This is a genomic window from Halorubrum tebenquichense DSM 14210, from assembly GCF_000337415.1.
Classification (GTDB): Archaea; Halobacteriota; Halobacteria; order Halobacteriales; family Haloferacaceae; genus Halorubrum; species Halorubrum tebenquichense.
In genome coordinates this window covers 1-26,558 of sequence record NZ_AOJD01000077.1, presented here as the reverse complement: position 1 = coordinate 26,558, position 26,558 = coordinate 1, and the positions used below count along the sequence as shown (strand labels likewise).

21 protein-coding genes and 2 pseudogenes are annotated in these 26,558 nt (G+C 56.8%); 9 read left to right on the top strand and 14 right to left on the bottom strand.

All coding sequences use genetic code 11. The features are described 5' to 3' along the window. Positions 1-55: 55 nt before the first annotated feature. Positions 56-271 (bottom strand): halo-CC-star protein HcsS, encoded by a 216-nt coding sequence (gene hcsS, locus C472_RS14215; protein ID WP_006630547.1) that lies wholly within the window; start codon positions 269-271, stop codon positions 56-58. Then, positions 262-402: pseudogene (locus C472_RS17855) on the bottom strand (halo-CC-star protein HcsL); the annotation flags it as partial. The pseudogene C472_RS17855 and the gene hcsS, both read right to left, overlap by 10 nt. Before the next feature lie 152 nt (positions 403-554). On the opposite strand from C472_RS17855, the gene C472_RS14210 reads away from it, so the two are divergent. The 3 genes from C472_RS14210 (at position 555) to tnpC (ending at position 5,324) form a co-directional block, all read left to right on the top strand. Then, a complete protein-coding gene (locus C472_RS14210; RefSeq protein WP_082238266.1) occupies positions 555-1,061 on the top strand; it encodes an arsenate-mycothiol transferase ArsC in 507 nt (168 codons plus the stop codon). Between the two features lie 652 nt (positions 1,062-1,713). Further along, complete coding sequence (locus C472_RS14205; protein WP_241432983.1) at positions 1,714-3,555, top strand: choice-of-anchor I family protein; 1,842 nt, start codon at positions 1,714-1,716, stop codon at positions 3,553-3,555. Between the two features lie 404 nt (positions 3,556-3,959). Then, positions 3,960-5,324 carry an IS66 family transposase gene (tnpC, locus tag C472_RS16450; protein ID WP_082238265.1) on the top strand — a complete coding sequence of 455 codons (1,365 nt, stop codon included), beginning with the start codon at positions 3,960-3,962 and terminating at the stop codon, positions 5,322-5,324. A gap of 202 nt (positions 5,325-5,526) precedes the next feature. Here the strand turns inward: tnpC and C472_RS17095 are convergent, their stop codons facing one another. The 8 genes from C472_RS17095 to C472_RS16440 form a co-directional block, all read right to left on the bottom strand. Next, positions 5,527-6,195 carry a hypothetical protein gene (locus tag C472_RS17095; RefSeq protein ID WP_152420650.1) on the bottom strand — a complete coding sequence of 223 codons (669 nt, stop codon included), beginning with the start codon at positions 6,193-6,195 and terminating at the stop codon, positions 5,527-5,529. Positions 6,196-6,500: 305 nt separating this feature from the next. After that, the gene (locus tag C472_RS18185) at positions 6,501-6,710 is read right to left on the bottom strand and encodes a DUF7511 domain-containing protein (protein WP_449271988.1); all 210 of its coding nucleotides are present in this window, start codon (positions 6,708-6,710) and stop codon (positions 6,501-6,503) included. Positions 6,711-6,890: 180 nt separating this feature from the next. After that, positions 6,891-8,060, bottom strand: coding sequence for an ABC transporter ATP-binding protein (locus C472_RS14190; RefSeq protein ID WP_006630542.1), 1,170 nt, complete (start codon positions 8,058-8,060; stop codon positions 6,891-6,893). 2 nt (positions 8,061-8,062) lie between these two features. Continuing rightward, a complete protein-coding gene (locus C472_RS14185) occupies positions 8,063-8,947 on the bottom strand; it encodes a carbohydrate ABC transporter permease (protein ID WP_006630541.1) in 885 nt (294 codons plus the stop codon). A gap of 1 nt (position 8,948) precedes the next feature. Beyond that, complete coding sequence (locus C472_RS14180) at positions 8,949-9,833, bottom strand: carbohydrate ABC transporter permease (RefSeq protein ID WP_006630540.1); 885 nt, start codon at positions 9,831-9,833, stop codon at positions 8,949-8,951. Between the two features lie 18 nt (positions 9,834-9,851). Next, the gene (locus C472_RS14175) at positions 9,852-11,039 is read right to left on the bottom strand and encodes an ABC transporter substrate-binding protein (protein ID WP_049906758.1); all 1,188 of its coding nucleotides are present in this window, start codon (positions 11,037-11,039) and stop codon (positions 9,852-9,854) included. A 312-nt stretch (positions 11,040-11,351) separates the two neighbouring features. Beyond that, on the bottom strand, positions 11,352-12,365 hold the full coding sequence (locus C472_RS14170; RefSeq protein WP_241432982.1) for a glycerophosphodiester phosphodiesterase: 1,014 nt from the start codon (positions 12,363-12,365) through the stop codon (positions 11,352-11,354). Between the two features lie 527 nt (positions 12,366-12,892). Further along, positions 12,893-13,936 (bottom strand): PAS domain-containing sensor histidine kinase, encoded by a 1,044-nt coding sequence (locus tag C472_RS16440; RefSeq protein ID WP_152420649.1) that lies wholly within the window; start codon positions 13,934-13,936, stop codon positions 12,893-12,895. Positions 13,937-14,096: 160 nt separating this feature from the next. Here C472_RS16440 and C472_RS14165 point away from each other — a divergent pair, with 160 nt between their 5' ends. Next, on the top strand, positions 14,097-14,783 hold the full coding sequence (locus tag C472_RS14165; RefSeq protein WP_006630536.1) for a metallophosphoesterase family protein: 687 nt from the start codon (positions 14,097-14,099) through the stop codon (positions 14,781-14,783). A gap of 30 nt (positions 14,784-14,813) precedes the next feature. On the opposite strand, the pseudogene ppk1 reads toward C472_RS14165, so the two are convergent. From ppk1 to C472_RS16430, 4 genes and pseudogenes are all read right to left on the bottom strand, one after another. After that, positions 14,814-17,183, bottom strand: a pseudogene (gene ppk1 / locus C472_RS14160) (polyphosphate kinase 1). A 284-nt stretch (positions 17,184-17,467) separates the two neighbouring features. Next, positions 17,468-17,728: a hypothetical protein gene (locus C472_RS16435; RefSeq protein ID WP_082238264.1), complete on the bottom strand. Its 261-nt coding sequence runs from the start codon at positions 17,726-17,728 to the stop codon at positions 17,468-17,470. 490 nt (positions 17,729-18,218) lie between these two features. Next, on the bottom strand, positions 18,219-18,998 hold the full coding sequence (locus tag C472_RS17090) for a DUF7260 family protein (protein ID WP_449271990.1): 780 nt from the start codon (positions 18,996-18,998) through the stop codon (positions 18,219-18,221). Positions 18,999-19,193: 195 nt separating this feature from the next. Next, entirely contained in the window at positions 19,194-20,189 is a 996-nt protein-coding gene (locus tag C472_RS16430; RefSeq protein ID WP_006630535.1) for a phosphate signaling complex PhoU family protein, read from the bottom strand. 1,110 nt (positions 20,190-21,299) lie between these two features. Here C472_RS16430 and C472_RS14150 point away from each other — a divergent pair. The 5 genes from C472_RS14150 to phoU are packed head-to-tail and all read left to right on the top strand — an operon-like array spanning position 21,300 to position 26,477. Then, positions 21,300-22,379, top strand: a complete 1,080-nt coding sequence (locus C472_RS14150) for a PstS family phosphate ABC transporter substrate-binding protein (protein WP_006630534.1) — start codon at positions 21,300-21,302, stop codon at positions 22,377-22,379. Positions 22,380-22,426: 47 nt separating this feature from the next. Continuing rightward, positions 22,427-23,428, top strand: coding sequence for a phosphate ABC transporter permease subunit PstC (gene pstC / locus C472_RS14145; RefSeq protein ID WP_006630533.1), 1,002 nt, complete (start codon positions 22,427-22,429; stop codon positions 23,426-23,428). A gap of 1 nt (position 23,429) precedes the next feature. Continuing rightward, on the top strand, positions 23,430-25,052 hold the full coding sequence (pstA, locus tag C472_RS14140) for a phosphate ABC transporter permease PstA (RefSeq protein WP_006630532.1): 1,623 nt from the start codon (positions 23,430-23,432) through the stop codon (positions 25,050-25,052). 3 nt (positions 25,053-25,055) lie between these two features. Beyond that, complete coding sequence (gene pstB, locus C472_RS14135) at positions 25,056-25,892, top strand: phosphate ABC transporter ATP-binding protein PstB (RefSeq protein ID WP_006630531.1); 837 nt, start codon at positions 25,056-25,058, stop codon at positions 25,890-25,892. Beyond that, the gene (gene phoU / locus C472_RS14130) at positions 25,893-26,477 is read left to right on the top strand and encodes a phosphate signaling complex protein PhoU (RefSeq protein ID WP_006630530.1); all 585 of its coding nucleotides are present in this window, start codon (positions 25,893-25,895) and stop codon (positions 26,475-26,477) included. The last annotated feature ends 81 nt before the right edge of the window (positions 26,478-26,558 follow it).

The following is a 26,558-nucleotide window of genomic DNA, read 5'->3' as shown; positions in this document are numbered from 1 at the left end:
GGTAGTTGACCCGACTCGGCTCCTATCGAACGCCGCTACCGGCAGTCGATCTCCACTACCAGCAGCCGTCGTCGTCGCAGACGCTGCCGTAATCGATCCTCGTCTCGTCGCCGATCGCCTCGTTACACTGCATCACCATCGTAGTGAATGCGAACTCCGACGATTCGTCTTTCGCGGCGGCGAGTTCCTCGCCGGACGCCTCGGCGGCGACGACCTCCTCGTCGGTGGCTCCCTCCGCATCGGAACCGTGCTCGGGGACGCTCAACAGCATCCACCTCCGGTGGACCGCGCGAACTCCTCGCCGCTCTCCTCGCTAATGACGTCGTTCGTCCGCTGGAAGAGCTCGATGAACTCGGTCTGTCTGGCCTGCTAGCGTTGGATCGTCTGGTTGTCCGACAGCTCCGACTTGGTTTCCTACAGCTCTCTATAACCGTAAAGATAGGGCGCTGCCTCAGAGCCAGGTACTGTGAGTTCGGGGTCGATACCCATGTAGGTAAATATGGGTATAGTTGACATATATAAAGCATTTTTATCCGCCTCAGCCGAGATTAACTATGGCAGTAACTGAAAAACTCCGGATCGATTTCGTTTGTGTTCATAATGCGGGGCGAAGCCAGATGGCTGCGGCGTTCGCGGAGCACGAGCGCAGCGAACGAGGGCTTGAGGATATCGTCGAAATTCATTCTGGAGGAACAGACCCAGCTAACGTTGTCCACGAAGAAGTCGTCGAGGCAATGGCAGAGGTCGGAATCGATATCTCGGATCAAACGCCGCGATACGTCGCCGACCTTGAGTACTTGAAGGAGACCCAGTATCTGATCACGATGGGATGTTCCATTAGCACGTTCAACCCCGAACAGTACGGCGTGGAGTCGCAGAGCTGGGATCTCGCTAACCCTGATGGTCAGGATATGGAGACAGTACGAGAAGTTCGAGACGCGATCGAGACGAGAGTAGAAACACTGTTCGATGATGTTGAACGTCAAGCAAAGGAGATGCGAGCCACTGCAGATTCTTCGAATGGCATTGTCGGGTCGATCCGGGACGCATTGTCACTCTAACGTTACCGGAGTAGAATTTGTCGCTCATTAATCATATTGATTAGTTCTGATATCAGATTTCGCGTAGTTTTCGCCTTATTGCTATATTACTCTGATATCATATCCGGGACTATTTTCCAATATTATGAAATGTTAAGGATTAGGGTCGTACTCGTGAGCAGCCTCCCAGTAAAATGGTGACTCATACACCAGTTGGTAAGTGATCCGTGCAAAATATAGAGCGTAGATGCAGCACGCCAGCTAACGTTCCTCGGTAGGGATTGTACCCAAGATTCTGGTCGCTACGGTGTGGAGCGTTCGCCGCTAAGTCGCTCGCCTTGACAGTAACGCACTGGCAGTTCGCGTCCAGTCGGAAAACAGATGACCCATCCGGGTCATGTCCAACGTACACCTCAAGACCGTAGCTATGGCCGTGGTCACTTATTTGATCTAACAGTGAGCGTCATCGGCTACCGCTCCGACGACCGAGCGTGCCGTCCGGTGGGATAACCGTGGACAGCTTCAAATCGCTTGCTGCCGGTCTCCACACCCCACTTGAGATGTTATAAGAGAAATATAGCGTTTGATATGGACAGTAGACAACCCGTTATCTCTATATCTCAAAACATATAAATTATATAAAATTAATACGTCACTCTAGGAGTCCCCACCCGTGGAGCAACCACAACAGACGAACGATTTGAAACGCCGGACCGTCCTCGGTCTGGCTGGTGGGACCGTTCTGGGACTGCTCGCGGGCACGGCCGGTGCGAGCGAGTCGGAGGTGATGAGTGGGGCGTCAGGTGCCGACGCGGCGAGTGCGTTCGACGGCTCACAGGCCGTCAAGCTGGAACAGATCGGTCGCTACGAGGGACAGGATATTTTCGACGAGGGTGGCGCGGAGATCGTCGCCTATCACGCCCCGACCGAGCGGCTGTTCGTGATCAACGCCAACATTGGCGGCGTCGAGGTGCTCGACGTCGCGGACCCGTCCGATCCGACGCCCGTGGAGAACAGTCCGATCGACGCCGTGGGCTCTCTCGATGCCGTGGGATCTGCGAACAGCGTGGCAACGTCTGAGGAGCTCGTCGCCGTCGCGCTCGAGGCGACCGTCGCACAGGACCCCGGGCTGGTCGGCTTCTACGACCCTGAGACGCTCGATTTCCTAGGTACCGCGCCTGTCGGCCCGCTCCCGGACAAGGTTACCTTCACTCCCGATGGCGAGCGGGTTCTCGTCGCAAACGAGGGTGAGCCCACGGAGAACTACGCGTATGACCCGCAAGGCTCGGTTAGCATCGTCGACCTCTCCGAGGACGTTGACGACGCTACGGTCGACACCGCGGGATTCCAGCGGTTCAACGGCCGAGAGGACCAGCTCCGCCAGCAGGGCATCCGCATCTTCGGGCCGAACGCGAGCGCCTCGCAGGACTTCGAGCCGGAGTACGTCACGATTAGCGACGACTCGCGGACGGCGTGGGTCTCACTCCAGGAGAACAACGCCATCGCCGAGATCGACATCCGGCAGGCGCGGGTCACACGCCTCCTGCCGCTGGGGTTCAAGGACTTCAGCCTGGCAGGGAACGAACTCGATGCCAGCAACGAGGACGGTGGTGTGAATACCCGCAACTGGCCGATCAACGGCATCCTCCAGCCCGACGCGATCGGCGCGTACAGCCCGAACGGGCAGACCTACATCGTCACGGCGAACGAGGGGGACAGTCGCGACTACGACTCGTTCAGCGAGGAGGTGGAGGTGTCGGAGCTACGACTCGACCCCGACGCCTTCGAATTCGACGAGATCGAGGGCATCGACAGCGTCGAAGAACTCCAGGCCCCCGAGAGCCTCGGGAACAAGAACGCGACGACGACGCTCGGCGACATTGACGGAGACGGGCTCTACGAGGAGCTCTACATCTTCGGCGGGCGGTCGTTCAGCATCTTCACCACGAACGGCAAGCTGGTGTTTGACAGCGGGAGCGACTTCGAGGACATCACGGGCGAGCGGTTCGGCGGGGACTTCAACAACGACAATACGGAGAACACGGGCGACAGCCGCAGCGACAACAAGGGTCCCGAACCCGAAGGGCTCGCGCTCGGCCAGGTGGGCGACCGCCACTATGCGTTCATCGGCCTCGAGCGCGTCGGCGGGGTCATGGTTTACGACATCACCGACCCCGAGGAAGCCGCGTTCGTCGACTACGTCAATAACCGGGACTTCGACTTCGACATCCAGGGCGAGATCGCCAACGGCGACGCCAAGGCGAGTGCCGCCGGCGACCTCGGCCCCGAAGGGCTCGACTTCGCGACTGTCGAGGAGAGTCCTACCGACGACCCGCTCGTGTTCGTCGGCCACGAGATCAGCGGGACGACAGCGGTGTTCCGCGTGACTAGCGAAGAGGAGGGCGACGGCGATGACGAACGCGAGGATGACGACCGCGGAAATGGCAATGAGGACCGCAGTAACGGGAAGGGCCCTGGTAACGGCAACGGGAAGGGTAACGGCCGCGGTCGGTGACGCCGACCCGGTAGCCATCAAGTCGTCCCTTTGGTCTCGGAACGGCTCCCTGGACCGTCGCGGCTGACTCGACCGGTGCCCGTTCCTCGGGCCACCGCCATCCCTTGACCGTTCAGGAGGTAGATGCGCCGTTGTCTGCGTCCGTTCGCGACTGTGACAGCGTATATACAACATCTTATATAATTAGTTATATGTACGTGTTTAGCCCGAGTGGATTTCGGCACTCTCTCGTAGCAGGCAGCCAAGCAGAGAGATATGTGCCCTCAGCAAGGGCTAGTTGATCCACTTCAGGGATGGTCTCCGCGCGGAGACCATCCCGGTGACCCTGCTGAGGTAACGCTGAGGTGGTCATAGTGGATAGGCAAGACCTCAGCAAAGACGAGCTTCTCTCACGGTTTCTACAAATGGAAGAGCAGGTCGACGAGCTGGAGGAAAAACTCAAAGAGAAGAACGAACGAATCGAAGAACTCGAAACACGTCTTCGCAAATACGAGAATCCACACACTCCACCCAGCAAGCGACGGTCGGGGACCGACGAGTCCCCGACCGAGCAAGACGACGAAGACGACGATGTCCGAACTGACGGTGGCACTCCCGGTCGGAAGGACGGTCACGACCCGGAGTGGCGTTCGACAGCCGATCCCGACAAAGAAATCGAGGTCACCTGTGACTGTTGTCCCGAGTGTGGCGACCACTTCGACGAGTCGGTGGGCGTCAGCCCCCGACTCGTCGAGGAGATCCCTGATCCCCAGCCCCCAGAAATCACCCAGTACAACCGCCACTGCTACCACTGCCATTCCTGTGGAACAGAGACAGTTGCGACACACCCCAACTGCCCCGATGAGGGGCAGTTCGGGGTGAACGTCATCGCCCAAGCAGCACTGTCTCGGTACGATCACCGCCTTCCCTACCGGAAGATCGCTGATCGATTCGAGCAACTCCATGGACTGGAACTCTCGGGCGCGTCCGCGTGGCACGCGACCGAGCGCGCTGCGCGCGCCGGTCGCTGCGAGTACGAGCAACTCCGGCAAGCGATTCAAGCTGCTGACGTGGTTCACATCGACGAAACAGGCATCAAACGCGACGGTGAGCAAGCGTGGATCTGGACGTTTCGGACGGGCAAACACACGCTATACGCGGTCAGAGAGAGTCGTGGGAGTGATGTTCCCGCGGAAGTCCTCGGCGAGGACTTCGCGGGAACGGTCATCTGTGATGGGTGGACGGCATATCCAGCCTTTAGCGAGAAGCTTCAGCGGTGCTGGGCACATCTTCTCCGGGAAGCCGAAGACGTTGCGAGTGACTACGAGGAAGCAGAACTGATTTGTAGGTATCTCAAGCAGATGTTCGTCGGTCTCCAGTCCTGGCTGGAGACCGACCCAAGCCCTCGTGAACGAGCGCAGATGCATCGCTCATGCCAGGATGGACTCAAATCGCTCGTTGATCGGTCAGTGACCGCCGAACCAGTGGCAACACTGCTCGGGAAGATCGAAGGTGGGCTCGACCACTGGCTCACCTTTGTCGGTGAGCCAGCGGTCTCCCCGACGAATAACGCGGCTGAGAACGCACTTCGTGAACCTGTTGTTCTCCGGAAAAACATCGGAACGCTCCGTAATGATCGAGGAATGTTCGTTCACGAGACGGTCTTGTCCCTGCTGGCGACATGGCGCCAGCAGGGACGCAATCCCTACGAAGAGCTTCGTCGAGTCGTCAGCAGCAATGAGATGATTTCACGCGCTCACGCTGTGCCGGCCGTCGAGGCCTCGGGGTAAACACGTACAGTTATATAATAGAAGTTTTTGAGTGAAAAAACTCTAAAAATTTGGAGTATCTTGGGCAGGAAAGTGTAGATATCATTATAGTACGTAGTTACGAGTAAACTCAACAAAATTTTGGTAGACGGATCGCTAAGCGCGCGCTCTATTCAGCACAGACTCTGAAACTTATCACTGTTTGAAGGTTTCAATAGAGCCGCTAATCCATATTCGAAATGATCTGGGATTCGGTTGGATCACGAAGAAAATCAATGGTTGTTTCCGCGATAGCTGTCCGATCGAGATACTCGAACCCGTCGTTGTATATCGCGAGGACAACCCCCTCATCGAAAACGCCGATGGGGTCGCTCGTGACAGTTTCGACTGCGAGGTAATCAGTGTCTACAAGCGTTGGTAATCCACTGTACTCTGGAGGTAAATCGCCTTTGTGAACGCCGAGCAGCATATGTCCAGGCGAAAACACCATCGCAGTCTGATACTCGAATGGAGGTTGGGAGAGAATTCCTGCCATCAGATATGTGTGATCCTTACAGTCACCTCCGCCATCGACGAGTGTCTCCTCTACAGTTCGATGATAGTCAGGGAAATTCCGTGAGTCGTGATCGGTCATATACGTCAGTGAACGGACGAACTCCACCGCACGATCGAATCTGACAACTGGAGACGGGTGCGAAGCGGAAAACGAGGATGTTGGTTCAGAGTTTTCAAGCTTTGTCCCGATTCTACTGGCAGTAAAGTTCTGGCGGGCAGCATCGAACGCAGTAGCATAGCCGAGTGATCGCTGGACAGCACGGTGGTATGTAGATTGTGGAACTGTGAATTGAAGCTCCCAGCCGGGCGTCTTTCTCCCGTTCCAGTGATACTTCATTTGGTAGTCATCACCGCTTGTCGTCCGAGTGACGGCTGTAGGAGACTCGTTCGGAAGTGGAGCCGGTGTTTCAGTTCTCATGTCTGAGTATGCTGAACTAGCGGAGCGAGCGATCCAGATCGGATTGACAGCGACAGCAGCGATGAGATACGGTCCGATCCGATCAAGCGTCTCGTTAAGGAAGGTTCGTCGGCGCATGGATGTATCTAAACCGAAGGCTGATCGGGTGACTGGACAGCCGTTGTTGATGTGTGTCGGTGGAGGCGTCAGCGGTTCCAGCGCTGTCTCCTATCATTTGCTACTTGCTATCGGGCCAATTCAAGGTTAACAACACAACTGGCATTGACTGTCAGCCATTTCGTTAGGTTCTGCTCCTCAGTCGCATCAGTTGGAGACACGGTGTACCTGTCTGGACCATTAGGTTGGCTGATGACCTGGTGACACAGCCATCTGTGTTCGTGTTCATAACTGTCGGAACGAGCCTTGGTCCTCTCCCACTGATCGGTTTTAGACATTGACGTTTCAGCTAAAAGTCTCGCTTAGCGATACTTGAACACTTATATGAAACCTCCTTGCGAGGAAGAAGTACTCCAGAGCTCTCCTTGTCGTCACATAGGAGTCTATAACAACTCGTACGGACGTAAGACAAAAGGATTGATCTACCACTACGTAAGATCTCGTTTTCTCTTGGAGCGCTATTTCGAAACCTGGGAGACTACTTGGTCATCAGATGAGATATGTGACTCTGAATGATAGAACGCGTCCCCGGTCTCAGTGTCGAACAGATGAAGCCGCGCAGGGTCGTACGTCACAGACACCGTCTCACCGGCACGGACGTCTGTTCGCGGCTCCGCCTGTATGTTACACGGTGTGGATCCGATCGAACAGTGTAAGAGCAGACTGTCTCCGAGCGGCTCCCGCACATTTACCTCGGCATCGATTGTCGGTTGCCCGTCAACTGCCTGTGTATCCGAGAGATGGAAATCTTCCGGGCGAATACCGAGAATCGCGTGCCGTGTATCTCCGATTCGCGTGTCCCCTGTACCATTCCGCTCAGCCGAGGGAGAATCGTCCACGGACGGAAGCGGAAGGGTAAACGCGTCGTGGACGGCGTGGCCGTCCTCGATATCGACGGGGATCATGTTCATCGCCGGGTCGCCGATGAACTCCGCAACGAACCGGTTCGCCGGAAAGTCGTACAGCACCTGCGGCTCGTCAACCTGCATGATCTGTCCGTCGTTCATGACGACAACCCGCTCTCCGAGCGTCATCGCTTCGGTCTGGTCATGCGTGACATAGACTGTCGTCGTCTCAAGCGCGGAGTGAAGCTGAGCCAGCTCAGCACGCATTTGGATCCGGAGCTTCGCGTCGAGATTGCTCAGCGGCTCATCCATCAGGAAGACGTCCGGATCGCGGACGATGGCGCGACCGAGCGCCACCCGCTGCCGTTCACCGCCGGACATTGCCTCCGGTTTCCGATCGAGGAGGTCTTCGATGTCGAGAGTGTCGGCCGCGTCTTCGACCCGACTCTCGATCTCCGCGTCGCTGAAATCGCCGCTCGATTTCATTCCGAAGGTGATGTTGCGCCGCCCAGTCATGTGTGGGTACAACGCATAGTTTTGAAACACCATTGCCACGTTCCGATCTTTGGGTTCAACGCCGGTGACATCCCGTCCACCCATCTCGATCCGACCGTCAGTCGTCGCCTCAAGACCGGCAAGCAGCCGCAGCGTCGTGCTTTTGCCGCATCCGCTCGGGCCGACGATGACGAGAAACTCTCCGTCTTCGATTTCGAGGTCGATACCATTGACGGCGACGACATCGCCGAACGCCTTCTGTAGGTTCTGTAGTGTTACGGTTGTCATTGTTACTTTTGTTGGATGCTGAACGTCTCTAACAGTGGTTTACGGAACACGATCATCAACAGTAGCGGCGGTAGCAGAGTCAACGTCGAACCGGCCATCACGAGCGACCACGAGAGCTGTCCGCCCTGAACGTCGCCCTGTAGCAGTTGGAGCCCGACTTGGGCGACCTGATTGGCCTCGGAGTCGATGATTATCAGCGGCCAGAGGTACTGGTTCCACGCGTAGACGAACATGATGATAGAGACGCCGACGAGGACGCCTTTCGACATTGGCAACAACACGAACAGCATGAATCGGAGCGGCCCGACGCCGTCGATTTTCGCCGTTTCGACGATCGATGTCGGAATCGACAGGAAATGCTGACGGAGAATAAACACTGTCGTTGCGCTGGCGATGTACGGAACGGTAATGGCGAGAATCGTGTTGCTCCACCCGAGGTCGTTCATGAGTTGGAACAGCGGGATGAACCGAACGGGGACGGGCAACAACAGCGTAAATAGGATGAACAAGAACACGAGGTCCTTGTATGGAACCCGATAGTAGACGATCGCCATCGCCGCGAACACTGAGACGATGAGCTTGCCGACGACGATCACGAGCGACATCGCCAGTGAGTTCCACATGAAGCGGCCGAACCGGTAATCGACGAGAGCTTCGCGGTAGTTCTCGACCGCGTAGCTCCCGGGCAGCAGATCGCCGAGACTGGTCACTACACCTGTCTCTTTGGTACTGACGATCACTGCGACAACGATTGGGAACACCACGAGCAACACGAGGAACCACAGTTGGAGATGCGTCCCGGGACGCGCGTCGTGGGTGGTTTCTGTTACTTGGTTTCCTCGGAGCGCGTTGGCCTGTCGCTTGGCGTATTGGAGTAGTTGGACCATCTTAGCCACCGTAGTAGGAGTATTTGTCAGTCACACGGAACTGTACGAACATCAGCACGCCAACGACGAGGAACAACACGACAGACTTCGTCGAAGCGACGCCGAAATTGAAGAAGGAGAACCCTTCCCGATACAGGTCGAAAATCAGGATGTTCGTCGCGTTCGACGGCCCACCGCTCGTGAGTAGATCCACGAACGCGAACGTCCCGAAGAACGCGTAGATGGTGTTGATGATGACGAGGAAAAACAGCGTCGGCGTCATGATCGGCACGTACACGGACATGAGCCGTCGGATCCCACTCACACCGTCGAGTTCCGCCGTCTCTGTGAGCGTGTCCGGGATGTTGTTCATCGCCGCGATCATGAAGATCACGTTGTAGCCGATCTGTTTCCATATCGCCGCGAGTGCGACGACGACGAACGCTTGCGGACCGTTGTTGAACCAGTCGACGTCGACGCCGAGCGCCTCAATCGGACCGGTCAACACGCCCAGCGTCGGATGTGCGATGAACAGGAAGACGAGCGCACCCACCGCAGGCGGAAGGGCGTACGGCCAGATCACGGAGATCAGGTACAGCCCCTGGCCGGTGTCGACCTCGTGGATGAGGAAGGTGAGGTACAGCGAAACAGCGATGACGCCGATCACCACGACGGCAGCAAACAACACTGAGAGAAGTAGACTCGAATGATATCCCGAGTCGGTCAGTAGCGTGACGTAGTTTTCTAAGCCGACAAACTCGTCTGCCTGCCCGAAACTCGAGTCGAAGAAGCTGGTTCGCACGGCGAGCGCCGTCGGATAGTACAGGAAGACGATCGAGACGAGCAGCGTCGGCAACAGCAGCAACCCGGACTCGATCCGGCTGTCAAAAATCTCGCGTGTGGACATGCGTGTGTGACTCCGCGGTCAGTTGTAGTACTCGGTCAGCACATCGTCGACCTCGGTCTTGAGCGCCTCAATCTCGGCGTCGATGCTGTCGGCGTTCAGGATGTCCACCGACTTGTTTTGGATGACCGTTTGGACGTTCCGCGCCGGACCGAGCAGGGCTCGCTTGGTCGCCGGGTCGCTCGCGTCGCCGTTTTGGAGCTGGTCGAGCGCAACCTGGTACATCGGGTTCTCTTCGAACCAGCCCTCCTCACGGAGCGCGTCGACCGACGGCTGCGTGATCGGGTAGTACCCAGACCCCTTGTGCCATTCCGTTTGGACCTCCGGCTGGGCCATGTATTCGAGCAACTGTCCGATTTCTTCATATCGCTCCTCGGGGAGCCCGTCGGGGACGTAGAAGGAGGCACCGCCGATCACTGGGCCGACACGAGTCTCGCTGATACTCGGATACGGCGCAGCATCGACAGTGAAGTCCTCGGAGTCTGCGATGAGGCCTGCGACCGAGGCGGTGCTCGTGAGTACCATCGCCGCCTCCTGCTCGATGAACAGCGAGGTCGCTTCGCCCCACGCCTCGATCCCCGGGTTCGTGTAGAGGTCGTCGTCGGCCATGCCCTTCCACCAGTCGTAGAGGTCGTAGGCCGCATCAGGGGTCCGAAGTTCTGACGGCTCCCCGGCGTGGCCGTTCTCTGCGTCCGTCAGCAGTTCTCCCTCGAATCCGTACCACGTCTCGACGAACCAGACGTGGTTCGGCCACGTGATCCCGTACTGCGTCACGCCTTGGTCGACGAGCTGTTCCGATGCACTGCGGACTTCCGCCAGCGTCTGCGGCGGATCATCGGGATCGAGCCCGGCCTCCTCGAAGGCATCCCGGTTGATGTACATGATCGCGTTCGAGTTGTTGAACGGGAGCGAGGCGAGGTCGCCGTCGACGGTGAAGAACTCCGCGACGTTGTCGAGAAAGATATCGGCGTCGAAATCGTCAGGGAGAATCTCCTCGACCGGCCGTACCTGATCGGTGTCGAGGACTTGCTGCGCGAACAGCGAATCGACCTGCAGCATGTCCGAGACGTTCCCGGAGTCAAACGCCGAGAGCGTGTTCGTGAGGACGTTCTCGTAGGAGTCCTGAAACTCCATGTTCACGCCGGTCCCGAACTCCTCTTCGAAGTCAGTCCCAATCTGATTGAGGGTCTCGCCGTTCGTCCCACCCATCGCGTGCCACACGGTGAGTTCCTCGTTGATCGGTGAGAACTGCGCGCCGCCGTCGCCGCTGCTCCCGCCTAGACATCCCGCAAGGCCGGTCGCCGCCGCGAGCGCGGCACCAGTTGTCGTGAGTGTGTTGCGACGTGAGATCCCGGTCGACTTCTCGGCATGTGGCGCCATACATGTCTGAACATCCAAACTTCGGTAATAACTGCTGCTAATAGTAGTATATGTCAACAAAGATTAAACAATGGGGCTATATATTTCTCCGTGCGACTCAATGGTAACCACGAGCAGCCGAGACTATCATCGGCCGATCACTCACTTCGAAAGAAGGGTGGAGTAGTCGGCGATGAGCCCGTCGACCCCCGCGTCAAGGAGGCGATCAGCCTGATACCACGAGTCGACAGTCCAAACGTTGACATCCCAGCTGTGGCTCTGCGCCGTTCGCACCAGATCCGTCTCACCGAAGCGTCCATGGTCGAAGAACGGAGTGTTACGGATCATCGCTACGGGTGGGTGAATCGCATCGGCGTCGTACGCCTCGGCAATTGCGATCCCGTCGTCGACTGATTCCCAGAGAATCGGTGCGACAGACGCCGTTAATTGTTCAGCTACGACGGCAAGCGCTGCTTCATGGAACGATGAAAAGAGAATCTCGTGGTCGTGGGCATCTACGATATCGACGACGCGATCAACGAAGGGACGCCAGACCGCTTTCTGCGTGTCGAGCGCCTCGTCGGACAGCTTCTCGCCAAACTGGAGCGAGGTACTCCCAGGATTCTTCAACTCGATATTCACGCCGACAGCCGATGGGATCGACGAGAGTAGTTCTTCAAGCCGCGGCACTGTCTCCCCACTTTGGAGCACCTCTGCGCTTGTGACCGTTTCTGTATCCGTCTTCCAAACGACACCGGACGTCTCGGTAAGCCCCATTCCCTCACCGTCGCGGCCTGCAAGGTCGTCGTCGTGAAACACCACCACATCACCGTCGGCGGTCGGGACGACATCAATCTCAACGAGATCAGCCCGTCGACCAGGCCCGTTCTCTCGCGTCGCTGCCCGTGCAGCTAGACGCGTATTTTCCGGGTTCTCACCCGCAAACCCTCGATGAGCGATCAGCGTCGGATCTGTTGTGGGGTCGGGAGAGCCCTGGTCGATCGGAGTAGCGGTTCCACCATCGGTTCGAGGGAGTGAGACAGATGTAACCCCAACAACTCCCGCAGCTACGGTCGCAGCCCCCAGTAACACGGCCCGCCGCCGAGAATCAATGGCTGTGAGGAGCCTCTCGTTTATAACCCGCTCGGCGAAGTGAGGTAGCTCGTCAGCTACCACACCTAGGTCTCTTCGCAGAGCTCTGGTGGGTTTGTTAGTCTGTGCCGAGATGGCTGACTCACACGCCGGATCCGTATGAGGGTGGGTGTTGAACACGCATTCCTAAGAGGCTGCTACGTAGATAGCCGCTGGTATGTGAGCTATTGAGCGGTATGTATGGTAGGCTCTGATGGGATGAAAACCTGCTAAGTCCTCAAGTACATAGTCATAAAGTGATATATCTGAGCTGGGTTCTGGTTGGTACAGTACTGACCGCGACTGGGTCAGAATATGTCATTTGATAAGTATTTCAACAGAGCCATCCCAGAATAATAACACAGACCGACGTGAGACAGTACATTTTGACGAGTAAAAACCATGTACAGGACACGAATTATCACATCTAACCTCTGTATTGAACGAATTGAGGAAGTGAAGAACGAGTGTGTGAACTGTTGTATGACACCCTCTACGCTAGCAGGCTTTCATAGGTGAACTCTTTTTTCTAGACATAGTATCACATGAAACAGCCGATCGTTGAAGGTTACCTACTTTTTGGGTCGATCCCCTGGTGGTAAATAAAAATACACAGTATTTCCTCCCAAATCGTTTCTCTTGAATGTGAGCTCGCCGCCAAGTGATTCGATACACCACTTCATCACGAACAAACCGACGCCAGATCCATGAGACGTGGTTGTAACATTACCGCGGGTAAAGATACTCTCAATCTCAGTATCCGCAATCGGTGCGTTTCTATCTTTTATACGTATTTCCACGCGACCGGTATTCGGAGATGGGCCGATAGATACGGTCACCACAGGGGCCTCCGCTTCGCTATGGATGATCGCGTTCTCTAGTGCGTGAGTAAGCGCGTAGTGAAACGCCTCGTCAACTCTAATCCACATCCGTTCTCTCTGTTCAAGTGAGACCTCGGCGTCCGGATAGTCTGCCGCCACTTCATCTACAACGTTTCTCACAGCTTTCGTTGCTGTTTGCGGAATCCGAAGTGTGTTCGCCTGTTCCACCGCGTGCTTGATCTGGTTAATTGACTCCGTTAGTCTACCGAGCTCTGTCGCGTTCGATTGTATCTTTCTCACAGGTTTGGCTATTTCGTCCTTTTCAGCAGTTTCCGCAAGGAATTCACCGTAGCCGATGAGGACATTCGCCTTATGTCGCAGATTGTGTCGCAGGATACGCCAGAATAACTCCTCACGATGGCGCGCGTTATAATCTTCAGTAACATCTTGTATCTCTGCTAGGACGTATGTCTGTCCGTCAAATGAAGTTCTAGTAAGATGAATCCGTACCCAGATCAATGTACCATCTGCTTGTTTGATTCGCCAATTGAATTGTTGTGGTGACCCTCGCGCACTTGCTTGAAGGCGGTCAACAAACATGGTCTCGGACAACGAGTACGTGTTTGCTGTGTAGGTTTCTACAGGGAGATCTCGGAGTTCTCGGGTAGCGTATCCGAGCAGGGATTCCAGGCGTTCGTTAGCATCTAAAATCACTCCTGTTTCCGGATCGTACATCGCAATGCCGATGTGCAACGTTTCGTATTCTTCAGGTAATCCGATACCAACGTGAGACATCAAGTGTCCGCTCTAAAGATCGTCTATTATTCGCTGCTAAGATTCCTATATGCGACTCAATAGCCATATTGTCCACAATTATAAAGTGCTTAAGCGGTCTACGGCGGATTCACAGCTGAACGCCCCGCGACGACTCGAAACGGTGCGTCACACAACGCTAATGAACGAGATACCCCAGTTCAGCGACGACATCGAAAAATACCACCGACGGATCGACATCAACGAATATGATGAGGTCTATATCATCGGCGACGTCCACGGGAGTCGGGCAGCATTAGAAGAACTCCTCGCGGATCTCGGAGTGACTGACGACGACCTCGTGGTGTTCGTTGGTGACCTAGTACGGAAGGGACCGGACAGCCCCGGTGTCGTCGACATCGTCCGTCGCGATTCACGGTTCGTCAGCGTCCGCGGAAACAACGAACAGAAGATCGTCCGCGGAGACAAAGATCCGGAGTGGCTCCGCGATGGCGACAAGCCGTACTTCGAGTCGCTTCCCGTTGCCATCTCGTTCGACGACGCGCTCGTGGTCCATGGCGGTGTCGACCCCGAACGGCCGCTCGAAGACCACACCCTCGAGGAGCTATTGACGATGCGGTCCCCACACGGAGACGGGTACGACGGCCCGTTCTGGTACGACAACTACGATGGCCCGTATCGAATGTTTTTCGGCCATACCGTTCACGACTCACCGGTCGACCGCCAGTACGCCGTTGGCCTCGATACCGGGTGTGTCTACGGCGGGGCGCTCACCGCGTACCGCTACTGTCACGACGATTTTGTTGCCACAGATCCGACGACGACTCACCAAGAGCGAGCCGATTCGAAGATCGTCACGCCGGTCTGAAGCGAGCTAATCCGGACTTTCCCCCGTCGCTCAGGAATACTCGGAGCGAAGACGTTCTTCTGCGCCGTCGCGCGTCTTAAAGTACCGGCGGTCGCCGTCAGTCGTGCGAACCGCCCAGTCGTATGTCTCGCTGTCAGGGTGATACCAGTGTTCGGCATGTGTCTCGAACACTGACGCGTCTCCGCCGTCCGGGTGAGCCTCGTCGCCTTCGTCGACATCGAACTCCTCAGACGTAGTGTCCGGTTCCTTCGCTACGCGGTCCTCAACGAGAAGGGATTCCTCGATCAGGTCCGTATCGACCTCCATCCCCGTCCCGTACCCGCGTTCGACGGCGGTTTCCGTCGCCGACATCAGTATCTCTTGGATGTCCCGAATCGGCTCGTTATCGGGGGTGACCTGCTCGTATTCTCCGTCGGGTTGCATCACCCAGCGGCGACGGTTATCGGTCAGCGAGGCCTCCAAGATGAACCGTAACTGGATGCGTAGTTGTCTGTTTTCGACAGGCGTGACCGCCTCAACACGGTAATCGAGGTTGCGTGTCATCCAGTCGGCCGAGCCGATGTACCACTCGGGATCGCCGCCGTTCTCGAAGTAGAAGATCCGCGCGTGTTCGAGGAAGCGACCGACGATGGAGTGGACGGTGATGTTCTCGCTTATCTCTTCGAGACCGGGTCGAAGCCGGCAGATATCCCTGACGATCAAGTCGATCTCGACCCCGGCTATCGAGGCCCGGTAGAGTTCCTCGACCATCGAGGGGTCTTCGAGGCCGTTTACTTTCACGACGATCCGAGCCCGTTCCCCGGATCGAGCGTGTTCGGCCTCGCGTCTGACCATCTCCGTGAACCGCTCGCGCATCGTCACCGGGGCGATGAGGAGCTTCTGGAAGCGGTCGTCAAGCGTCGGTCATGTAAAGAAGTTAAATACCTTAGTGAGATCGAGACCGATGTCTCGATCGGCGGTCAACAAGCCTAGATCTGAGTATCCCTTCGCCGTTCCCGAGTGGTAATTACCCGTGCCCACGTGAGAGTATAGCTGGACGCCATCGTCTTCCCGACGCACTACGAGTGCAGTCTTAGTGTGTGTTTTCAGCCCGACAGTCCCGTAGGCGACGTGGATTCCCTCCTCCTCAAGGCGGCGGACCCACTCAAGGTTGTTCTTCTCGTCGAAGCGGGCCTTAAGCTCAACCATCACTGCCACCTGTTTGCCGTTGTCCGCGGCATCGATGAGACTCTGGATCACCTTTGAGTCACTTGCGGTCCGATAGATCGCCGCTTTCACCGCGAGTACGTCGGGGTCATTTGCTGCCGCATCGAGGAACTGCTGGACCGTCCCCTCAAACGAGTGATACGGGTGATGTACGAGGATATCGTCCTTCTGGATCTCGCCGAAGATGTTTGACGCCCCGTCCTGAGAGTCGGTCGTCAGTGATGCCAACCGTGGATGGGGGCGTGGAATCCACGGCGACGGTTTGAGATCGGGACGGTCGAGGTCTGTGAGTTCGAAGAAATCTGTGTAATCGATCGGTCCTTGTCGGTAGAATACCTCCCGATCAGCCAGATCGAGCTGCTCTTTGAGTATCGAGACGGATTCGTCCGGCATGTTGGCGTCGACTTCGAGCCGGACAACCGTCGCGAAGCGACGCTGTTCGAGCACTTCCTCGACCATGTCGATGAGGTCTTCGGCGACCTCCTCGTCACGTCGCACTTCCGCATTGCGGGTTACCTTAAACTTCGAGACATCGCTGACGTCGAGATCCGGCAACAGCAGATCGAGATTCGCCTCGATGAGATCTTCGATGAGGACGTACTGGGTCCTTTCGTCGGGGATCGATATCAGTCGGGGCTGGTTCGAGGGAATCTTGATGCGGGTGAACGTCGATTCACCGGTTTCGTCTGACGAGAGAACCGCAAGGGACAGCGAGAGGTTTGAGATGAACGGGAATGGGTGAGCAGGGTCGAACGCGAGCGGTGTCAACGTCGGGAGGATCGACTCCTCAAAGTACGTCCGTAATTGCTTGCGATCGGATTTCGAGAGGGTCTCAAAATCACAGATATCGATCCCCACGTCGGCAAGATGTGGTTTGAGCGTCGTCTGCCAGTGCTCCGACTGGTCACGAAAGAGAGGGCGTGCGGCGTCAAACACCTCTCGCCACTGTTGTTTGGGTGTTCGTCCGTCAGGGGTTGTCTGGGTCACACCGGCATCGATCTGTTGTTTGAGCCCGCCGACTCGTTTCATGAAGAACTCGTCGGTGTTTTTGGTGAAGAACGCGAGAAATCGGAGTCGCTCGAGGGGAGGGTTTCGATCGTCCATCCCCTCGCGGAGGACGCGCTCCTGAAATGCGAGCTCCGAAAGCTCCCGATTAAGGTAGTACTCGGGACTCGTCAGGTCACGCTCGCTCATTGGTTCACCCGACAGTCGGCTTGTGTTCCGTTGGCCGAGCCGACAACGCACCAGATCAGACTCCGGGAACGCATTGCTCGAGACACGATCAGAAGGCACCCCGAATTGTACAAATAACCCGCTTAATAGCCCTATTTTTAGGTATATAGCAGGTAGTACCTATAGAGAACCGATATCTATTCGCTCTTCACGGTTGAAGCAGGCTGAGTGTCTTGGGGGATCGAATCCTCATGCGACCCATTTGAGTTGTCTCTTACAGCAGCACACGAGACGCCGTTAGGGTGTTATCGGGAGATACCGCCGTCGGTCTGAGTGGTCGACACCGATTCAGCACGCCAGACGTTGCTTCGGCGACCGGCACGCGACAGTTCGAGCGTCACAACCGAGCCCGCTGAGAGGTTGGCGACTCGCTCGCGGGCCTCCTCATCGGGGTAATCGACGATGTGGTACGTCGCGTTTCGCGGATGGGCACGAACGGTAGTACACCCATGATCGGTCTGTTCGGAGATGACAGTGTATGTTCCTTGTTTCTCTCTGTCTGTCATGTTCTGTTTGAGGCGGTGATCATTTGAAGTGGTTCAGTTGATACTTACTCTCGGCCGAAGGACAGAGATGCCGACGCTTTATCCGGTGATGCGTTCGTGGTGGCGGATGTGTCTCCACCTGTCAAGACCTTATTCGGAAGTTCCGTGGCGGTACGGGGCTGCCACTCCTCGATCGGAAGCTGATCGAACTCGGTCGCTGTGACGAGGAGTTCAACTGATTCCGCAATCAGTTGGTGTTTCCGAATTGCGGTCTTGCTTTCGGTGAGATTGTGGTCGCGGAGGTGTTCTCGAGCGGTCGCGCACAGGGTACTTTTCGAATGCCCGCTTCGCTTGCCCTTAAGCGCTCGAACCGAACCACAGACTGGACACCCGATGAGAAGGGCGCGTGGCATACGCGAGTGAATACGTGCAAGATACAAATAACCCGATACAGAGGTCTATTGACGGCTATTTTGGGTTTCTTCGTCCACAAGGAGTAGGCAGGGGTAGTTCACGGGCAAGTACTCATTGCGTGTTCTACTTGGTGGCGATAATTCTTGATTTTCCGAGTGAGTTCGCTACAGAGAAATAAGACGGGATAGTCCGTTTCGAACGTTTTGTACAAATACGTACAGATATCTGGAATCTCAACAGACAGGTTATATTCTGTCCGGTGGTGGTTGATTGTGGCTTGACGTGCGGCGGCCGCTTGTTCACATTTATCCTTCATCGTCTGTAGTCGGGTCCGATAGGCATCTAGCGCGCCGAATTCTTGCTTGTCTAACGGGATGGAATCGTAAGATCGGAGTTCATTGTAAATCGGTTCCAGAACGGAAGCCGCTTGAGTGACCGATTCGTGTTCGTGGTCGCAGGTGTCGATCAACGCTTCTCGTTCTGCTTGAGCTTTCTCGACTTTTTCGAGGAGAATTTGTTTGACCGTGCGATTGAATTGGGATCCTTGTGTTAGTACTATTGCAACTTCTTGACCGAATTCTTCATACACACTTTTCTCGTACGTGTCGTCGTATTCCGTCTCGTAGAATGGGACGCTCATAACTGTCTCTTCGTAGGCGTCCCTGATCGTAGCGAGATAATCAGTAGTAGATGGTGTAGACAGCGGGCGTGATTCGAGTGCTCTAGCACCACCTACTGCGTTGAATCCATCGGATACTGGATTCGCTGTTGACGGCGCGTTCGACGGCTGTAATTCAGCGATTCTGTTCGCGAACGCCTCAAACGCTTCACACTCGGTTTCCGTGCGGTTTCGCTCCCTACGAAGTACTTGGTAGATCTAGTCAAACGTCTCGTCAAGTGACTGCTCTTCGAGTGTGATTGTCACTACTATCCCTGAATAGCCATCTATAATTACGGGGATTTAACCCATTATAATTGATGTATATACGGGGTTAAACCACTATTGGACGCTATATATTGCATCCGGGATCTGTAGTTTGACGGCGTTTTATATCGTTTAGCGGATCTGATATCAGAGGCGGCGTTCTCGGGCGGCAGTCTGGAGTGCTGTTTCGGCGATATTCCCGCCGTATTCGGCAGTTCGCGTCAGACTGTCGAGCATGAGCGCGATCAGGTGACTTTCAGGAATATCTTGATTATGGAGTTTTCGTTCGAGGTTTTGGAGTTCTGTGGTGAGATCATCTCGACGGTCAAGTGCGTTGTGAGCAGTTTCAATATCAGCCTCTCCGATGATCGTACTCGTGGCCTGTTCAACGATCCTCCTGGACGCTTCAGCTTTTATCTCAATCTCTTCGGCAAAATTAGTCGATGGTGGGTTCTCGAACTGTGTCACAAGGTTCGCTATTTTTTCGGCGTGATCGGCCACCCGTTCCAACTGTCGGGCTGTCGTCTGGTAGTCGTAGAGCTCAGACTGGTCTAACTCAAGCTCCTCGGTTTCCTGAAGACTGACCAGCGACCGCTGGAAGTGTCGAGAAATCATGGCATACAACCGGTCAACTTGATTATCTTGTTCGACGATGTGTTCAGCAAGATTACCGTCCTGTTCGAGAAGTGCAGTAACTGCATCCTCGTGCATAGAGAGTGCTATTTGCCGAAGTTGAATCGCCGATTGTTCAACGGAGACAGTCGTCGAGTCGAGGAGACTCTGAAGTGTGATTTGTGTCTCCGTTGATTCGAATGTTTCGAGACCGATCAGGTTTCGAGCTGTCACAGAAATCACTCTTCGATTACTGCTCAGATCTGTCGAGGCAGAGAGGGTGATACGATTAAATCCGGTCGTATACAGTGCTTGGATCGTTCGTCGAACTTGCGTTTTCGAAAAATCATCAATATCGACTTCCGTGTCCCAGAATTCATCGCCCCTATCTGGTTCAATAATTAGTGTTCGATCACGTGGAAAGAGATGAAGCGTATCGCCCGTCTCAAGATCAATTTCTGTTGCCCATTCTTTCGGGAGCGAAACCGTGAATGTGGATCCGCCCGTAATTTGTACCTTGCGTGTTTCCATAGCTGGTTGATCAAACTAACGTGTAATTGTTCATATTTCTGTGGCCCTCTATGGAGCGATGGTTTGAGATTCATATACAGAATTCAGGAGTTCTGTGTTAATTGCTGCTATGATACAAACATATGGTTCTGATGAGTACATAGTGGCATATACTCTTAGTACGAGAGGGCACTCGAAACTCGATATACTCACTTCGTACACGTGATCCAGTTGCTACTGATCACTCCTGTGAGTTCTGCATTGCAGACTCAAGAACCACACTAGCTTCACAGGATCCGTTCAAGAAGTAGAGCCAAAGTGTACCGTCTGTAGGTTTTATGCGTTTAATTTCCATCTCACAGCCGGAAAACCCGGTCTCAGCCCATCCGAAAAATCCATCCTGAGATAAAATCGTGTACTTGCCAATCGTAGCCATTCGTTATCTGTGGCCGTGTAGCTATCCGTTTACACAGAATCAAGCAAAATACCTGCGGCTTTAGCCGCAGGATGAATCCGACACTCCTCGACACGAACCACTAGTCGATGCCTCCCGAGTTTCCAATCCGTAATTTCAAGTAATGCCACTCCGTAATAGGGTGTAAGGTTAGGTCGGAACGGAGCGATTCCGAACGGCCTTCGGAGGCGGTCTATCCGCCACTAATGAGACAGTATCCGAAACGCCAACACGGTGAACGCGAATGCTAGAAGCGTTCGTCTTGTGCCTGTTGGTTGAGTAAGCCTCAAAGGTAACTCCGAGTCTGTCGAAGCGGTGTTGGCTCCCTGCTGGCAAAAACAACAGATGAGAGTCAACAACGCTGAGGATAGGAGTAACAGTCGCTTGGCACGGCTAGTCAGCCACCGTTTCGTGATGGGTTAAACGGGTTCCCGAAGAAGAAACTGGCGTCCATGGTTGCGAACCTGAAACTCCCAACGCTCCGGGATTCCTCCGCCTTCAGGCGGAGGAGGATGTCAATTTTCCCGAAATAGTAATCCAGAGTGGACTATGTTCCTCTATACGACTACGTAGATATATCATCACTATGTGGGACACGTGACCCGTATCTGTGGCTCATGACGGGCATATATCACTCATATTAAATGACTTAAGTGTACTCTGCTCGCATTCAGTCAATGGCACCAAGCCATGACGCGGACGCGAACAGTATCACACGGCGGAAATCGCTCGCGGCGCTCGCCGGTGCGGGGGCGCTAGCGGTCGCGGGCTGTACGTCTGACAGCGGCGGCGACGGCTCCGACGGCTCTGACGGCTCTGACGGCTCCGACGGCTCTGACGGCTCTGACGGCTCTGACGGCGGCTCCGAGACGCTCTCCGGCGATATCCGAATCTCCGGGAGCAGTACCGTCTACCCGGTCGCCCAAGAGGTCACTCGTCAGTTCGCCGAGCAGAACCCGGACGTAGGCTTCAACCTCACTCGCGACGGCAGCGGTGGCGGGTTCGAGAACGTCTTCATCCCCGGTGACAGCGACATGAACAACGCGAGTCGACCGATCCAAGACGACGAGCTCCAGCGGTGCCGCGACAACGGCATCGAACCGGTCGAGTTCTTCCTCGCGCAGGACGCGCTCACCGTGGTCGTCAACAACGAGGCCGACTTCATCGACTCGATCTCGCTGGAGGACCTCAAGACCATCTGGTCGCCGGACACCGCGCCGGAAATGTGGAGCGACGTCAACTCGGACTGGCCCGACGAGCCGTTCGACCTCTACGGACCGGCGAGCACGTCGGGGACGTACGATTACTTCACCGAGACGGTCATCGGAGAGACGGAAGCGGACCAGCCGATCCGCGAGGACTTCGAGGGCACCGAGGAGGACGACCTGATCGCGCAGGGCGTTCAGGGCAACGAGTATGCGTTCGGGTACCTCCCCTTCGCGTACTACGTGAACAACCCGGACTCCGTCAAGGCGCTCAGCCTCATTGAGGGCGGCAGTGACCCGGTCGAACCGAGCCTCGAAGGCGCGAAGAGCGGGAACTACCCGCTCGCTCGCCCGCTGTTCACCTACGGCCACATGGGCAAGATCCAGGAGAAGAATCACCTCCAGGAGTTCATCGAGTACTACATCAACGAGTCCGACGAGGACTACATCGCCAACGATATCGGCTACGTCCCGGCCAACGACCAGATGGTCGAGGACAACCTCGCCGCCCTCGAAGAGGCGATCGCCGGCGACTACGAGTACAGCGCGTAGAACCCGAAGGGGAACGCTGTGTACACACGTTATATTTCACCAATCATATGAGCAACGAACCGGAGAGCGGGGTCGGGTCGCTCCAACGAAGCGGATTCGTCGTCCGTAAGGAGCGGCTCTACGGCCGCCTGATCGCGGCGTGTGCCGTCTTGACGATCGTCGTGACTGTCGGAATTATCCTAGCACTGTCGGGACGTGCCCTCTCGTTCTGGTCGGAGATATCGCCGATCATGTACTTCACTGGCACGAGTTGGAGTCCTGTCATCGCCCAAGACTACGGCGTGCTTCCGCTGATAAGCGGGACGCTCATCGTCACCGTCTTTTCGGCGGTGATCGCGCTGCCGATCGGCCTGGCGGCGGCGATATATCTCAGCGAGTACGCGAGCGACAAGGCGCGGTCGATACTGAAACCGTCTCTGGAGATCCTTGCCGGCGTGCCGACCGTCATTTACGGCTACATGGCGCTCGTGTACGTCACGCCGATGATCGACCGCTTTCTCCCGTTCTCCGCACAGATTATTCCGCCGGGCGTCCCCGTTCTCCCGGAGTTCACGTTCGTCATGCCGTCGCTCGGCACGTTCAACGCGCTGTCGGCGAGCGTCGTCGTCGGGATCATGATCATCCCGATGGTCTCCTCTATCAGCGAGGACGCATTGAGTGCGGTCCCGGACAGCCTCCGACAGGGCGGGTACGGGCTCGGATCGACGAAGTTCGATGTCTCGACGCGGATCGTCGTTCCGTCGGCGACCTCCGGCATTGTCGCGTCGTACGTGCTCGCGATCTCGCGGGCGATCGGCGAGACGATGGCCGTCACGATGGCGATGGGCATGAGCCCGCAGATGCCGTACTTCCCGAACGTCCTCCGCAACCTCGCAGAGTCGAGCCAGACCATCACGGCAGCGATGGTCCAGATCGCCGGTGCGGACTCCCTCGGCACCGGTCCCACCTACGAGGCGATGTTCGCGCTCGGCATGACACTGTTCGCGATCACGCTAACGATGAACGTCCTCGCAGAACTGGTCCGCCGGCGGTTCCGGGAGGAATACTGACATGGAAACGGAAGAAACTACCAGCGACCAACTCGGACGAAGCACGGCACTCCGGCTCCAGCAGCTGAAGGGACAGCTCTTCGAGGTCGCGCTCGTCGCGGCGACGCTCGTCGGCATCCTCGCGGTGCTCGCGTTGTTCGTACAGATCTCGAGTGACGCGTTCCAGCCCGAAACCGCGTCGCCCGCGTGGTTCCTCGTCTACCTCGGTACACTCGTTGGGCCGACGGCCGCGTTCACGCTGTACGCCCGTCGGAGACCGGCAGTCCGGGAGACGAACGCGAAGGCGTTCGCGGCGGTGTTCGGCGGGCTCCTTCTGGCTCTCGTCACCTATGCCGTCGTCGACTCGCTCAGTCCCTACGACGTGTTCACCTACGCCTTCTTCGCATCGCTTCCGCCGGCACTCGTCTTAGCGTACGACCGGACGACGGAGGACCGGACATACACCGGGCCGGCCATCCCCGCGTCGATCATCGTCGGTGTCGCCGTCGCGGCGCTACTGTACGACTTTGTCCGGGGGCCGATCGGCGTCGCCGCGGAGTGGATCCTGTACTTCGGCCTCGTCACCGTTCCGGCGGCGCTCCTCGTCTGGACGTTGACCGCATCCCGTCGCGGTCGCCGTTCCGGTGCTCTCGCCGGAGGGATTGTCGCTGCCGGTGGCCTCGCCGTCGCCGTGGCGTCGATCGTTACCGGGGCCAACGCGTCGCTTCTGGTCGTCCTTTATTCGGCGTTCATCGTTCCCACCGGCTACGTCCTCTGGCGGTCGGTCCGGACGGACCCGGAGGGACGTGTCGGCGTCGCGGGACCGTTCGTCCTCCTCGGCGGCACGCTGCTCGGTGCCGCGGTCGTTGACCAATTCGGGATCCGGAGTCCGGACTCCTTCCTCACGCCGAACCTCCTCTTACAGTCGTGGGACGGGCTGACTGCGAGTAACGCGGGGGTCTATCCACAGATCGTCGGATCTATCATCATCGTCGGCTTCATGGCAGTTCTCGCGTTCCCGGTCGGGATCGGCGCAGCCATCTACTTGGAGGAGTACGCGCCGGACACCGGGCTTCGCGGGCGACTCGCGACGATCTTGGAGGTGAACATCTCGAACCTGGCCGGTGTTCCGTCGGTCGTGTACGGGCTGCTCGGACTCGCGCTCTTCCGGCGGACGCTTGGGTTCGGAACTGGGATCGTCGTCACAGCGTCCGGGACCCTCGGACTGCTCATCCTCCCTATCGTCATCGTCTCGACGCAGGAGGCACTGCGGTCCGTCCCCGACGACCTTCGGCAGGGGTCGTACGGCATGGGGGCGAGTCGGTGGCAGACGCTCCGCGAAGTCGTCTTGCCGGAGGCGATCCCCGGCACCCTCACCGGGACGATCCTCGCGTTGGCACGGGCGATCGGTGAGACCGCCCCACTCGTCATCATCGCGATAGCCACGACGACGTACAGCCCGCCGAGCGGGCTGTTCTCCAGCGGGACGGCACTCCCACTCCAGATCTTCGCTGCGTCGGCGAACGCGAAGCCCGAGTTCCGGCACGGGGTCGTTCCCGCGGCGGCTGTGGTGTTACTGATACTGATGCTGCTGATGAACGCGACGGCGATCGTTATCCGGAACAAATACGGACGCGAGAACTAACCAATGAGCGAATCAGACACTTCCCCAAAGATTCAGACGACAATCGAGACAGGTGACGAGGGCCGCGGAGAGGCTCCCCTCAACGCCCGAGACACCGTCATCGAGGCGCGAAATCTCGACGTCTACTACGGCGAGGAACAGGCGATCAACGACGTCTCGATGGAGATAAACGAACACGACGTGACCGCGCTGATCGGTCCGTCGGGCTGCGGCAAGTCGACGTTCCTCCGGTGTATCAACCGAATGAACGACATGATCGATGTCTGCCGGGTCGAGGGCGACATCGAGTTCGACGGGAAAAACGTGTACGACGACGACGTCGACCCTGTCGCCCTGCGTCGAAAGATCGGAATCGTGTTCCAGAAGCCGAACCCGTTCCCGAAGTCGATCCGCGAGAACGTCGCGTACGGCCTGAAGATACAGGGGTTCGACGGCGACATCGACGCCCGCGTCGAGGAGTCGCTGAAGCGCGCGGCGCTGTGGGACGAGGTAAAAGACCAGCTCGGCTCCTCGGGGCTCGACCTCTCCGGCGGGCAACAACAGAGGCTCTGTATCGCCCGGGCGATCGCGCCCGACCCAGAAGTCATCCTGATGGACGAGCCGACCTCGGCGTTAGACCCCGTCGCAGCCTCGAAGATCGAGGACCTCATCGACGACCTCGCCGAAGAGTACACGGTGATCATCGTCACCCACAACATGCAGCAGGCGGCGCGGATCTCCGACCGCACGGCGGTGTTCCTCACCGGCGGTGAGCTTGTCGAGTACGACAACACGGCGAAGATCTTCGAGGACCCCGAAGAACAGCGCGTCGAGGACTACATCACCGGCAAATTCGGGTAGATGCCCCGCGAGAACTACCAGGAGTCGCTCAACGAATTCCGAGAGGATGTCCAGCAGCTGGGCGAACTGGTGCTGGAGCGACTCGATCAGAGTCTTTCAGCACTCGAACACACCGATACTGAGACCGCAAAGAGCGTTATCGAAGGGGACGAGGAGATCAATCAGCGCTATCTGGAACTGGAGTCAACGTGTATCGATCTCTTTGCCCTCCAGCAACCCGTGGCAAGCGATCTCAGATTTATTGCCGCCTCGTTCAAGATCCTCACCGATATTGAGCGAATTGGAGATTTAGCGACGAATCTGGGGCGGTATGCCCTCTCAGCGAAGCAAGAATCCGTCTCGGACGTCGCACTCTACGATATCGGAGCAGCGGCTCATGAATTGGTCGCCGATTCGCTTGATGCGTACGTGACAGAGGATGTTACGATGTGCTATCGGGTTGCTGAACGCGATGACGAAATTGACTCTCTCTGTCACAGCGCGAGCCAACGCGTTGTTCGTGATCTCATCGAACGGGAAGCAACAGGGGAGGATCCGTGGAGTGTTGAACAGGTGCTTGATGACGTATCCATCGTTCTGCTATAGTAGTTACTAGAAATAATTACTCACTTTTGGAATCGAGAGCTGATCAAGAGCACTGTCGATCGCTGTTGTAAGTTCGTCGAG